At 72.1% G+C, this 11,861-nt stretch carries 13 protein-coding genes and 1 pseudogene; 9 read left to right on the top strand and 5 right to left on the bottom strand.

What is annotated here, in order from left to right; genetic code table 11:
• Positions 1–153 precede the first annotated feature (153 nt).
• Complete coding sequence (locus L0P92_RS00200) at positions 154–933, top strand: sulfite exporter TauE/SafE family protein (RefSeq protein ID WP_234760291.1); 780 nt, start codon at positions 154–156, stop codon at positions 931–933.
• Here the strand turns inward: L0P92_RS00200 and L0P92_RS00195 are convergent.
• Positions 930–1,406, bottom strand: a complete 477-nt coding sequence (locus L0P92_RS00195; protein ID WP_234760363.1) for a VanZ family protein — start codon at positions 1,404–1,406, stop codon at positions 930–932. The two genes, L0P92_RS00200 and L0P92_RS00195, sit on opposite strands and share 4 nt — an antisense overlap.
• A 552-nt stretch (positions 1,407–1,958) precedes the next feature.
• Between L0P92_RS00195 and L0P92_RS00190 the strand changes: the two genes are divergently transcribed.
• The 6 genes from L0P92_RS00190 to L0P92_RS00165 are packed head-to-tail and all read left to right on the top strand — an operon-like array spanning position 1,959 to position 5,689.
• Positions 1,959–2,141, top strand: coding sequence for a hypothetical protein (locus L0P92_RS00190; RefSeq protein WP_234760290.1), 183 nt, complete (start codon positions 1,959–1,961; stop codon positions 2,139–2,141).
• Positions 2,138–2,590, top strand: coding sequence for an MrpF/PhaF family protein (locus tag L0P92_RS00185; protein WP_234760289.1), 453 nt, complete (start codon positions 2,138–2,140; stop codon positions 2,588–2,590). Before L0P92_RS00190 ends, L0P92_RS00185 begins: the two co-directional genes overlap by 4 nt.
• Positions 2,583–2,834, top strand: a complete 252-nt coding sequence (locus L0P92_RS00180; protein ID WP_234760288.1) for a hydrogenase subunit MbhD domain-containing protein — start codon at positions 2,583–2,585, stop codon at positions 2,832–2,834. The genes L0P92_RS00185 and L0P92_RS00180 overlap by 8 nt, the downstream gene beginning before the upstream one ends.
• Entirely contained in the window at positions 2,831–3,571 is a 741-nt protein-coding gene (gene mbhE / locus L0P92_RS00175) for a hydrogen gas-evolving membrane-bound hydrogenase subunit E (RefSeq protein WP_234760287.1), read from the top strand. The genes L0P92_RS00180 and mbhE overlap by 4 nt, the downstream gene beginning before the upstream one ends.
• Positions 3,572–3,581: 10 nt before the next feature.
• Positions 3,582–3,929, top strand: coding sequence for a sodium:proton antiporter (locus tag L0P92_RS00170; protein WP_234760286.1), 348 nt, complete (start codon positions 3,582–3,584; stop codon positions 3,927–3,929).
• Positions 3,929–5,689: a complex I subunit 5 family protein gene (locus L0P92_RS00165; protein WP_234760285.1), complete on the top strand. Its 1,761-nt coding sequence runs from the start codon at positions 3,929–3,931 to the stop codon at positions 5,687–5,689. Before L0P92_RS00170 ends, L0P92_RS00165 begins: the two co-directional genes overlap by 1 nt.
• 16 nt (positions 5,690–5,705) lie before the next feature.
• Here L0P92_RS00165 and L0P92_RS00160 read toward each other — a convergent pair whose 3' ends face one another.
• Both L0P92_RS00160 and otr(A) read right to left on the bottom strand, forming a co-directional pair.
• Entirely contained in the window at positions 5,706–6,368 is a 663-nt protein-coding gene (locus tag L0P92_RS00160) for a DUF4230 domain-containing protein (protein ID WP_234760284.1), read from the bottom strand.
• Between the two features lie 72 nt (positions 6,369–6,440).
• Positions 6,441–8,342: a tetracycline resistance ribosomal protection protein Otr(A) gene (gene otr(A) / locus L0P92_RS00155; protein ID WP_234760283.1), complete on the bottom strand. Its 1,902-nt coding sequence runs from the start codon at positions 8,340–8,342 to the stop codon at positions 6,441–6,443.
• A 302-nt stretch (positions 8,343–8,644) separates the two neighbouring features.
• Here otr(A) and L0P92_RS00150 point away from each other — a divergent pair.
• Positions 8,645–9,280 (top strand): annotated as a pseudogene (locus tag L0P92_RS00150) (ribose-phosphate diphosphokinase); the annotation flags it as partial.
• A gap of 20 nt (positions 9,281–9,300) precedes the next feature.
• Here the strand turns inward: L0P92_RS00150 and L0P92_RS00145 are convergent.
• A complete protein-coding gene (locus L0P92_RS00145; protein WP_234760282.1) occupies positions 9,301–9,681 on the bottom strand; it encodes an anti-sigma factor antagonist in 381 nt (126 codons plus the stop codon).
• Positions 9,682–9,855: 174 nt separating this feature from the next.
• The gene (locus L0P92_RS00140) at positions 9,856–10,293 is read right to left on the bottom strand and encodes a MarR family winged helix-turn-helix transcriptional regulator (RefSeq protein WP_234760281.1); all 438 of its coding nucleotides are present in this window, start codon (positions 10,291–10,293) and stop codon (positions 9,856–9,858) included.
• Between the two features lie 115 nt (positions 10,294–10,408).
• Between L0P92_RS00140 and L0P92_RS00135 the strand changes: the two genes are divergently transcribed.
• The gene (locus L0P92_RS00135; protein WP_234760280.1) at positions 10,409–11,860 is read left to right on the top strand and encodes an aldehyde dehydrogenase family protein; all 1,452 of its coding nucleotides are present in this window, start codon (positions 10,409–10,411) and stop codon (positions 11,858–11,860) included.
• Position 11,861: the final 1 nt, after the last annotated feature.

The following is an 11,861-nucleotide window of genomic DNA, read 5'->3' as shown; positions in this document are numbered from 1 at the left end:
CGCCACTTGATTTAAGGAGTGAGATAAGAGGTCGTCAATACCTTGGTACGGACCAGTAGTCGGCGCAGGGTGGGTGGAGGCCGCGGAAGTCGGCAGAAGCCGGCGAGGAACCTTCGTCCGCCGCCGAACCGTCGCGTTCCTAGGCTGCTCACCATGAACGCCGCACACATCGGTGAGCTGCTCGCGATCCTCGGCGCGGGCACGGCCGCCGGAGCCGTCAACGCCGCCGTCGGGTCGGGGACGCTGATCTCGTTTCCGATCCTGCTCGCCACGGGCCTGCCGCCGGTCACCGCGACGGTCTCCAACGCGCTCGGACTGATCCCGGGGTCGATCAGCGGAGCCGTCGGATACCGCGCCGAACTGCGCGGCCAGCGCCGCCGCATCCTGCAGTGGAGCGCCGGCGCCCTGCTCGGCGGGCTCACCGGGGCCACGCTGCTGCTCGCCCTGCCCGCCTCGGCGTTCGAACGGATCGTGCCGGTCCTGGTGGGGCTCGCCCTCGTGCTGGTCGCCCTCCAGCCGCTGATCGGCAGGAGACTGCACGCGCGCCGGGCACGCAAGGAACGCGCCGCGCGCCCCGACGGCGGCCCGCTGCTGCTCCTCGGACTGACCCTGGCCAGCGTCTACGGCGGCTACTTCTCCGCCGCCCAGGGCATCATCTACGTCGCCCTGATGGGCATGCTCCTCGACGACGACCTGCAACGCCTCACCGCCGTCAAGAACGTGCTCGTCGCCGTGGTCAACTCCGTCGCCGCGCTGTTCTTCCTCGTCGTCGCGGACTTCGACTGGACGGCCGTGGCCCTCCTCGCCGTCGGGTCCGCAGCCGGCGGCCATCTCGGAGCCACCGTAGGCCGCCGGCTGCGTCCCGCCGTTCTGCGCACGTTCATCGTGGTGGTCGGCACCGTGGCCGTCGTCCAGCTGGTCCTGCGGTTCTAGGAGGTCTTGCCCTGCGCCTTCCCGGAACGCGACCCCCACGCGTGCACGGCGCGGCTCAGCCGCCGCCCCAGCAGCAGGTAGCCGACCAGGGCCCCGGTGGTGTTGAGGATGACGTCGTCGATGTCGAAGGCGCGCCCGGTGACCAGGGCGCCCTGGGCGAACTCGACGAGGAGCATGACGGTCGCCGTCAGCAGGAGCACACGCAGCACGCCGCGCGTGCGCGGGGCGACGACGGGCACCAGGACGCCGAACGGCACACCCAGCAGCAGATTGCCCCCGATCTGCCGGACCGCGTCGCGCAGTTCGGGCTGGTCCAGGTAGGCCCGCAGTGAGCGGCCCGGCCGCAGGTTGGTGTGCGTCAGCGCCTCCGACGCGGGGGACGGCTCCAGGGTGAGCTTCGCCAGGACCACGGCGAAGGCGACCATGAACGCGAACGCGCACACCATCGCCAGCAGCCGGGCGAGGAAGCGCAAGGGCTGCCGCCCGGATCGCGGGGCCGGCTCGGGTTTGGCGGTGCGTTTGGGCTTGGCGCGCCCGGGTTTGGCGGTGCGCCAGAACGTGGTGGTGCGCCAGGACTTGGCGGCGGTGCGCCCGGGCTTGGCGTCGCGCCCCGATTTGGCGCCGCGGCCAGGTTCGGCGGTGCGCCCGGTCTTGGCGGCGCGGCGGGACTTCGCGCCCTTCGCCGACTTGCCCGCGCCTCGGGATTTCGCGCCGCGACCGGTGGCGCCGGCGCCCGCGGACTTGGGATCGGGAGTGCCGGGGTGCAACGCGCCACGCGAACGTGGGGTTCCACGGGCCATGCGGTCCTCCAGTCTTCAACTTCCCTTTGTAGTAAGGGGATTACCCCGGCCCGGCGTCACGATGCCCGCCGTGCGGACTCCGGTCGCGCCCGCCCGCGGTTTCCCTTCACGCTGTCGGGGCACTCCGGGCGGAGGCCCGCGCGCCGCCGCCTTTGTCACCCGAGGCGGTGTTTGGATGGCGCGGAACGGAAGTAACGGACATCTGGCCCGCGGAGGTGACGCAGCATGGACCGGCGTACGGCGCTCGTCACCACCGTCGAGTTCCTGGCCTGGTGGGCCGCCCTCGCCGTGCTGTGGCTGGTCCTCATCAGCGCCGTGGACACCCTGGAGCTCGCCGTCGGCGCGGGCGTCGCCGCCGTGGCCGCGCTCGCCGCCGTCGCCGCGCGCCGGGCGGTGACCGGACGATGAACGGCTGGCTCGTCGCGGCCACCGTCGTGCTCGGCGGGGGAGTGGGCGCGACCCTCTGGGGCGTCGCGACCGGACCGCTCAGGCGCCGCGTCGTGGCGCAGAACCTGTCCACCGCCCTGGCCTGCCCCGGACTGCTCCTCCTCGCCCAGGGCTACGACCGCCCCGCCTACGTCGATCTCGCCCTCGTCCTCGCCCTGCTCGGCCCCGTCGGCACCCTCGTGTTCGCCCGTCTGCTCACCGACGAACTCGCCGACGACCCGCCCCGCGCCCGGGGCGTGACCTGGGCCGCCGCGGGACTGGGCGCGGCCGTGGTCGTGGCGCTGTGCGCGGCGGTCGGGCCGAGCCGGGCGATGGCCAAGCTCCTCCTCGTCGGCGCGCTGCTGATCGGCGGGAACGTCGTCGCCTCTCGCGCGCTGTCCGGCGGTATCGCGGGGGTGCGCGGTGGCTGACGCGGTCGTCGTCGTCACGCTGCTGCTGGTCGCCGGGTCCGCGACCACGGCCGTAGTGGTCCGCGACCCCGTGCGCCAAGCCCTCGTCCTGGCCGTCCTCGGCGTCGTGCTCGCCGTGCTCTTCACCGCCGTACAGGCACCGGACGTCGCCCTGTCGCAGCTGGCCGTCGGCGGTGCCCTCACCCCGCTGCTGCTGCTCCTCGCGGTCCGCAAGGTCAAGCGGCGCAAGGGGCGTGAGCGATGAACCCGCGCACCCGGCTCGCGCTCGTCGTCGTAGCCGGCACCGGCCTCGCCGTGCTCCTCGTCGCCGCCTGTCTGCGACTGCCGCGCTTCGGCGGCGACAGCCACCCGTACGGCGACCGCGCGGTCCACACCTCCCTCGCCCGGCACACCGCCAACACCGTCGCCTCCGTCAACTTCGACCAGCGCGCCTTCGACACCCTCGGCGAGATGACCATCCTGTTCGCCGCCGTCGTCGGCTGTGTCGTCCTGCTGCGACAGACCCGCGACGAACACCGCGCCCGCCCCGAACCCGCCGACGTCACCCCGCCCGTACGCCGCTACGCCCTGATCGTCCTGCCGATCGCCCTGGCCACCGGCCTGTACGTCATCGCGCACGGCCAGCTCAGCCCCGGCGGCGGCTTCCAGGGCGGCGTCGTCGCCGCGACCTCCCTGCACCTGCTCTACCTCGGCGCCGACTACCGCGCCCTGGAACGCGTCCGCCCGGTCGGCCTGTACGAGGTCGGCGACGCCGTGTCGGCCGCGGCGTACGTCGTCACCGGCCTCGCCGGCCTCATCGGCGGTACGGCGTTCCTCGCCAACACCCTGCTGCCGTACGGCACCTTCAACACCCTGTCCTCCGGCGGCACCGTGCCGCTGCTGAACGCGGCCATCGGCATGGAGGTCGCCTGCGCGGTCGTCGTGCTGCTCGCCCGCTTCCTGGACCAGGCCGTCGAGATCGTGGAGGAGAGCGGGAAGTGAGAGCGCCGTGATGGACGTCCTGCCGTACCTCGTCGCCGTGTGGATCTTCCTGGCCGGCTGCTACGGCCTGGCCACCAGCCGCAATCTGATCCACGCCGTCGGCTGTCTGTCCGTGTGCCAGTCCGCCACCTACGTCCTGCTGCTGGCCGTCGGCTACCGCGACGACGCCACCGCGCCCGTCTTCTCCGACATCGAGCCCGGCTCGCGCCCCGTCGTCGACCCGGTCGTGCAGGCCCTCGCCCTGACGGACGTCGTCGTCGGTGCCACCGTCACCGCGCTCCTGCTCGCCCTGGTCATCCAGGTCGGCAAGCGGCACGGCACCGTCGACCCCGACGAACTCTCCGAGCTGCGCGGCTGATGAACGACCTGCTGCCCCTGCTCGTCGCCGTACCGCTCCTCGGTGCCGCACTCCTGGTCGCGGGCGGACGCCGGGTGCCCCGCGTCCTCGCCGAGTCCGTCGGCTGCGCCGTCTCGGCGGGCACGGCCGGGCTCGCGCTGGTGCTGCTGCTGAACTCCTCGCCGCCGATGACCGAATGGGTCGGCGGCTGGACGCCCGTCGACGGCCGCAGCGTCGGCATCGTCCTGGTCGGGGACGGCGCGGGGCTCGGCATGGCGGCCCTGGCCTCCCTGCTGACCCTCGCGGCGCTGGCGTACTCCTGGCACTACTTCGAGGAGCCCCCACGCCGGCACGCCGGCTCGTTCCCCGCGCTGATGCTGCTCTTCCAGGCCGGGATGTGCGGGTTCTCGATCGCGGGCGACCTGTTCAACGCGTTCGTGTGGTTCGAGCTGATGAGCGTCGTCGCCTACGCCCTGACCGGCACCCGCGTCGAGGAGGCCAGGGCCGTACAGGGCGCGCTGACCTTCGGCGTCGTCACCTCCCTCGGCGCGTACGCCATGCTGATGGGCATCGCGCTGCTCTACGCCCGCACCGGCGAGCTCGCCATGACGCAGATCGGCCGCGGCCTCGACGCGCACGGCCCGCCCGACGCCCTGGTCCTCGCCGCCTTCGTCCTCGTCCTGACCGGACTGCTGGTCAAGGCCGCCGCCGTGCCCTTCCACTTCTGGCTCCCGGACGCGCACGCCGTCGCGCCCACGCCCGTGTGCATGCTGCTGTCGGGCGTCATGGTCGAACTCGGCGTGTACGGCGTCTGGCGGGTGTACGGCACCGTCTTCGCCGGCCCCGGCGGCATCCCGGCCGCCGACCTGGAACGGGTCCTCCTCGTACCGGGCGCGGTGACGGCGGCGCTCGGCGCGCTCATGTGCTGGTACCAGAGGCACCTCAAACGACTGCTGGCGTACTCGACGGTCGCCCACACCGGGCTGTTCCTCATCGGCATGGGCGCACTCACGCCCGAGGCCGACGACGGGGTCGCGCTGTACGTCCTCGGACACGCCGGTGTGAAGGCCGCCCTGTTCGCCTGCACGGGCATCCTCCTCGACCGGTACGGCACCGTCGACGAGCACGCCCTGCACGGCCGGGCCCGGGAACTGCGGTGCGTCGCCGTCCTGTTCGCCGTGGCCGGACTGGCCCTGGCCGGACTCCCGCCCTTCGGCACGGCGTTCGGCAAGGCCGTCACGGAAGAGGCCGTGGGCGGCCCGCTCGTCGTGCTGTACGTCGCCGTGAGCGCGGTCACCGCCGGGGCCGTACTGCGGGTCGCGGCACGGGTGTTCCTCGGGCTCGGCCCGACGCCCGAGGACGACGCCGACTACGAGACGACCGGCGCCGGGGAGCGCCCCGAGACCCGGCACCGGCTCAGCCGCGTCCCCGACACCATGACCGTCGTCCCCGCCGTGCTGCTCGCCGGCTCGCTCGCCGTCGGCGTGGCCCCCGGCTTCGGCGAGGTCGTGGCGCACGCCGTCAACGAGGCCGGGTCAGGCGGCGCGGTGGTGCCCGCACCGCACTGGAGCCCGGCCGGTGTGCTGCTGGACCTCGCGTCCACCCTGCTGGCCCTGGGCCTCGCGGCCCTCGCCGTCACCCGGCCGACGCTCCTGGCCGCCCCGGACCGCGCGCGCCCGCTGCGACGCCTGCAGTCCGGGCACGTCGGGGACTACGTGGCCTGGGTGCTGGTGGGCACCACGGTGCTCGGCGCGCTGGCCCTGCCGGGACTGCTGTCGTAGCCAGGGCCACGGGGGCTCATGTCCCGTACGTCACCTTCACCTCCTTGAAGCCCAGGGAGTGGAGCAGACCTTCGAGCATCCCGGTGGTGTTGGTCTCGGCGCGTGCGGTCAGGGCGCTCTCCTTCGCCGCCTCGCCGATGTGCTTCACCGCCAGTTGCTGCACGGCCTGTTCGCTGTTGGGGTTGTCCGAGAAGAGATCGCCGAGGCGGTCGAGGAGACCGCGCTCCTTGGAGACGGCGTAGGAGCGGTCGGGGTCCAGGGCCGGCTTGCCGAGGGCGGCGTGCGGCAGCCGGAGCGTGGCGGACGTACGGTCGTCGTTGACCGTGACGTCCCTCTCGCCGACCTTTCCGAGGTCTACATAGGCGTCCACGGTGCCCGCGCCGACGTACAGCGTGCGGGTGCCGCGGATCGCGTCGGGCAGGAACTTGGCGTCCTTCTCCAGATCCACGACGATCTGGAAGTTGCCGGAGGCGGCGTCGTAGCGGCTCATGTCCTGGATGGACTGGAGCAGCGCGGGACCCGAACGGTCGTTGGTCTCGGTGCCGAAGAGGTCCTTCAGGCCGGGGATCACGCTCAGCCGGATCCCGGCGAAGAAGACGACGAGCACCAGGATCAGGGCGCTCACCGCCTTCGCCCAGCCGGGCATGCGCTTGTCGATGCGCTTGATGGGAGTCGTCATGGCGACGTTTCTCCTTCCCTCTTCAACCAAGTACCCCCAAATCCCTTGCCGGACCTGTCTGTTGGCCGACCATCAGGGCCGCTTCAGCTCCCGGTCCCCGGACACCCGCGACCACCACACCCCTTCACCGTGCGTCAGCCCCGGCAGTCGCAGCTCGACCTCCCGCACCCGCCGGGCCGGCAGCTCGCCGGTGATCAGCCACGATGTCGATCCGCCCGTCGTGCCCGTGAACTCGGCTCCGCACGAGGCGAGTTGGGCCGACACCGGCGACAGGGCGTCCAGCGGGACCTCCGTCTCGAACGCGTGGTACGGCTCGTACAGCAGGGTCCCCGCCCGCTCCAGCGCGCGGTGCAGCACGATCGGGGTGAGTCCGCGGAAGTCGGCGGCGGTGCTGATCGGCGCGCAGTAGCCGGACCGGATCAGTGTGACCCGGTAGTCGGTCACCGGCGCGCCGGACGGCCCCGTCTCCATCGTGGCGTGGACCGTGTCCTCGATGGCCTGGTGGAAGGCGCGGGGGAGGGCACCGAGTTCGGTCTCGTAGGTGAACACCCCGCCCGAGCCACGCGGTCCCGGCTCGACGCGCAGCCCGATCGTCGCCCAGTACTTGGTGTGGTCGTGCCACGGCATCTCCGCGCAGGCCTCGCCGACACCCCGCGGGCGCTCCAGCAGACGCACCCGGCCCGGTTCGAACTCGGCCTCCACACCGAAGTCCTGCGCGAGGGTCGCCGCGAGCACCTCCATCTGGACCTCGCCGTACAGCAGAAGCGCGGTCGCGCCCGTGGGCGTGGGGCGGGCATGGATCAGCGGGTCCTGGTCCGCCAGGGTCAGCAGGGCCGTGCGCAGCGGCGCCGCCTGGACGGGGTTGCGGGAGCGGACCACCGTCTCCAGCGTCGGCGGCGCGAACTGCGGGGTCCGGTCGTCGAGTTCGCCGAGCCGGTCGCCGACGCGGATGCCCGGGACGCCGGTGAGCGCGGCGATGTTCCCCGCGGTGAGGGTCTCGGCGCCGCCGATCACGTCGAGGCGCGTGGCCCGGCCGGTGACCTCGGTGGTCCGGCCGTCGGCCGCGCGGCGCAGGAACGTCAGCCGCTGACGCCGGGCCACCTCACCGTCGTACAACCGCAGATACGCCGTCCGCTCGTCGCCGGGGCCGGGCCGTACGGCGAACACCGTGCCGCGCGGGGCACCGGTCGCGGACGCCGGTGCGGGAGGGATGAGGCGGGTGATGCCCTCGACCAGTTCCGGCACGCCCTGGCCGCCGAGCGCGGAGCCGAAGAAGACCGGGTGGAAGGAGCCGTCGGCGGTGCGAGCGGCGAGCGATCTGTGCAGCTCGTCGGCGGTCGGTTCGGGGCCGTCCACGATCCCTGCCAGGATGTCGGCGTCCACCTCCGCGAGCGCCTCCGCCAGGTCGGCGCGGGCCCGGGGATCGGCCGGCGAGTACGGCCGCACGCGGGCGTCGGCGGTGCCGAGTCCGGTCACCGAGCTCAGCGGCGCGACGGTCGGCGTCAGCCTGCGGCGGATGTCGGCGAGCAGGTCGTCCGAGCGGGCGCCCGCCCGGTCGATCTTGTTGACGAACACGACCGTCGGCAGCCGCAGCCGCCGCAGGGTGCGCATCAGCACCCGCGTCTGCGCCTGCACGCCCTCCACGGCGGACAGCAGCAGTACCGCGCCGTCGAGGACCTCCAGGGCGCGCTCCACCTCGGCGATGAAGTCGGAGTGTCCGGGGGTGTCGATCAGGTTGACCTGGGTGTCGCCGACGGTGAACGCGGCCACGGCGGAGCGGATGGTGATGCCGCGCTGCCGCTCGATGGCGCCGTCGTCCGTGCGGGTGTCGCCGCCGTCGACGCTGCCGAGCCGGGTGATCGCGCCGTGGTCGAAGAGCAGCCGCTCGGTGAGGCTGGTCTTACCGGCGTCGACGTGGGCCAGGATGCCGATGTTCAGGACGTGCGGGGTGTGCGAGATGTTCGGGGTGTGCATACGGGGTCGAGTCCTCGATGACCGTGGGCCGGCAGGGGCGCTGGGTGCTGTCGAGGAGTCGGCGCATGCGAGGGATCCTGACGTGAGGGAACACGGACGCGGCCATCATGGCGCGGCTCCACCGGCGGACGGCAAGCGAATTTCGGGGTCCCCGTAGCGTGAAGCGGGACGTCTACCGCGCGGATAACGCCGTGCGGTGGACGCCCTCAGGGGCGCGGGGAACTGCGCGAGCAACCACGACAAAGCCGCAGCCCGCAGATCACCGCACCCTCACGGCGAAACCCGAAACGGTGCCCCTGCGGAGCGCTACGCGCCGGATCACGGTCGTCATGCCGCACTACTCCTACGCCCGCTCCGACAAGAAGGACGCGCCCCGCATCTCCCTCGGCGGCCGGCTCGTCGCGGACCTGATGGTGGCGGCAGGCGCGAGCCGCGTGCTCGCCATGACCCTGCACGCGCCCCAGGTGCACGGCTTCTTCACGGTGCCGGTCGACCACCTGCACGCGCTGCGGGAACTCGCCGCGCACTTCCGGCAGTACGACCTGACCCGTACGACCGTCGTCTCACCGGACCTCGGCAACGCCAAGGAGGCCGCCGCGTTCGCGCGGATGATCGGCGCCCAGGTGGCCGCCGGCGCCAAGCAGCGGTTCGGGGACGACCGGGTCATCGAACTCCTCGATCGGCTGCGGGAGTTGGGGCCGCGTTCGATCCGCGTCGCCTGTACGCACGGCCTGTTCGCGGCCGGTGCGCTCAAGCGGATCGGTGAGCAGCCCGACGTACTGGAGATCGTGTGCACCAACACCGTGCCGATCCCGGCGGAGGAGCGCACCGACAAGCTGCGCGTCCTGTCCATCGCCCCGGCCCTCGCCGAGGCCGTGCGCCGCATTCACAACGGGGAGTCGGTCAGCGCCCTGTTCGACGCGCCGGGAACCGAATAGGCAGGGAACGGACAGGGCCTTCACAGAGTGCCGGACGTGGCCTCCGGCTGGTTCAGGGCCGCGTCCAGCGTCGGGTGCGGGGGCAGCAGCCGGGCGAGGCCGGTGATCCTGAGGACGCGCAGGGTGAGCGAGTGGGTGCAGACCAGGTGCAGCTGCCCGCCGTGGTCGAGCGTCCGGCTGCGGGCCCGGTAGAGCAGACGCAGCCCGGAGCAGTCGAAGAACTCGATCCTCCGCAGATCGATCACCACCCGGGCGTCGGGGTGGGCCGTCACCCGGTCCAGGTATGGCGCGATCTCGACCGCGGCCGCGATGTCGATCTCACCGTGGAACTCCAGCACCGTGTGCCCCCGGTGCCGGTGGACGCGCAGATGCCGACTGAACGGCGCAGGATCCTGCTGCACGACGACATCGCCTCCAACCTGCTCACTTGCGGCGGGGTGCTCAAATCCAGTCCCCGCCCTGCAAGTTACCCTCGAACGACCGAATTTGAGCATGTTCGATTGACATATGTCTTCGAATTGCGACAGACGCTTCGCCAACTGACGTGCGGAATGCGCGAGTTGGACGGGTCGTGACTACGACAACGCGTGCCAGGACTTGCTGAGGGCCTGGCGGAACTGCTCGGCCTGGTGGGCCGTGAGGTCCCGCACCATCCGCGCCTCCAGCTCCCGCACCGGCCCCGCGTGGCGCGCCAGCAGCGCACGGCCGGTGTCGGTCAGCAGGATCAGCAGCTCCCGGCGGTTGCGCGGATTGCGCTCCCGCCGTACCAGCCCACGGCCCTCCAGGGACCGTACGAGATCGGCGATCGACTGGGCCGTGACGAAGGAGTCGCGGGCCAGCTGGGCGGCCGACAGCCCGTCGTGCCGCTCCAGGACGGTGAGCGCCGTGTACTGCAGGGCGGTGATCCCGGACGGTTTGACCAGCTCGTCGAGGTGGGAGCGCACGACCAGCTCCACCTGCTTCACCATGTAGAGAAGCGACGGAGCTGCCTTGGTCACCTGGGCGTCGAGCATGAGTTCAGCCTAGAGCATTGACAGGAAACCTGTCTGTAATGAGACTGCGGATCAGACTGCGAACCAACAGGAATCCTGTTGGTTGAAATCTTGGCGATGAAGCTGGGGAGTGGCGATGACCACCTTCGAGATCGAACCCGGTCGGCTGTTCATCGGGGGCCGGTGGCGCGAGGCCGCCGACGGAGCGCGCACCGAGGTGGTCGACCCGTCCCGCGGCACGGTCCTCACCACGGTCGCGGACGCCGGCGCCGCCGACGTGGAAGCGGCCGTGCGCGCCGCGCGGGACGCCTTCGACGACGGCGCCTGGTCCGGGCTGAGCGGCCGCGAGCGGGGCCGGGTGCTGCACCGGGTCGCCGCGCTGATCAGGGAGAACGCGGACACGATCGCCGAGCTGGAGAGCCGCGACGTCGGCAAACCGATCACGCTCGCCCACGCCGTCGACGTCACCAACGCCGCCAACGACTACGAGCACTTCGCCGCCCTCGCCCACGCCCTCGACGGCTCGGTGCGCGACACCCCCATGAACGCCCTCGCCTACGTCCGGCGCCGGCCGCTCGGCGTGGTCGCCGCGATCACCCCGTACAACTTCCCGCTGATCCTGGCCGGTTCCAAGATCGCCCCGGCGCTCGCGGCGGGCAACACGGTGGTGCACAAGCCGGCCGAGGAGACCCCGCTCAGCGCCCTGTACATGGCCGACCTCCTCAAGCGTGCCGGTGTCCCCGACGGCGTGGTCAACGTCGTCACCGGTGGCCCGGCGGCCGGCGAGGCACTGCTGCGCGACCCCGGGATCGACAAGGTCGCCTTCACCGGCTCGACCGGCGTCGGCAGGAAGGTCGCCGCCCTCGCCGGGGAGTCCCTCACGCCGGTCACCATGGAACTCGGCGGCAACGCTGCCCACGTCGTCTTCGAGGACGCCGACCTGGAGAAGGCCGTCGGCGCGGTCATCAAGGGCTTCGTCTTCAACACCGGACAGTTCTGCATGGGCGGACCGCGGCTCCTGGTGGCCCGGCAGGTCTACAGCACGCTGCTCGGCATCCTCGCCGACGCCGTGCCCGGCGTACCGCTCGGCGATCCCCGCAAGCCAGAGACCGTCATCGGCCCGATGGCGGGGGAGCGGCATCTGCGCAAGGTCGAGGAGTACGTCGACCTGGCCCGCAAGGAGGGCGGCCGGATCGTCTGCGGAGGTGAGCGCCTCGACCTCGACGGCGGCTACTACTACAAGCCCACCGTGATCGCCGACCTGCCGAACGACTCCCGGGTGATCCAGGAGGAGATCTTCGGCCCCGTCCTCACCGTCCAGCCCTTCGACTCCGAGGACGAGGCCGTCGAACTCGCCAACTCCACGCCCTACGGTCTGGCCTCGGGCATCCAGACCGGCAACCTGGCCCGCGCCCACCGGGTCGCCGACCGGCTCCAGGCCGGGATCGTCTGGGTCAACGACTGGGCGATGCTCGACCCCGCGGTCCCCTTCGGCGGCGTCAAGGACTCCGGCTTCGGCCGCGAGTACGGGCCCGAGGCCCTCGACGCCTACACCACGACCAAGTCCGTCGTCGTCTCGCTCGACTGAG

It is taken from the genome of Streptomyces muensis (assembly GCF_021474425.1).
GTDB lineage: Bacteria > Actinomycetota > Actinomycetes > Streptomycetales > Streptomycetaceae > Streptomyces > Streptomyces muensis.
This window is presented reverse-complemented; position numbering and strand designations above follow the sequence as displayed.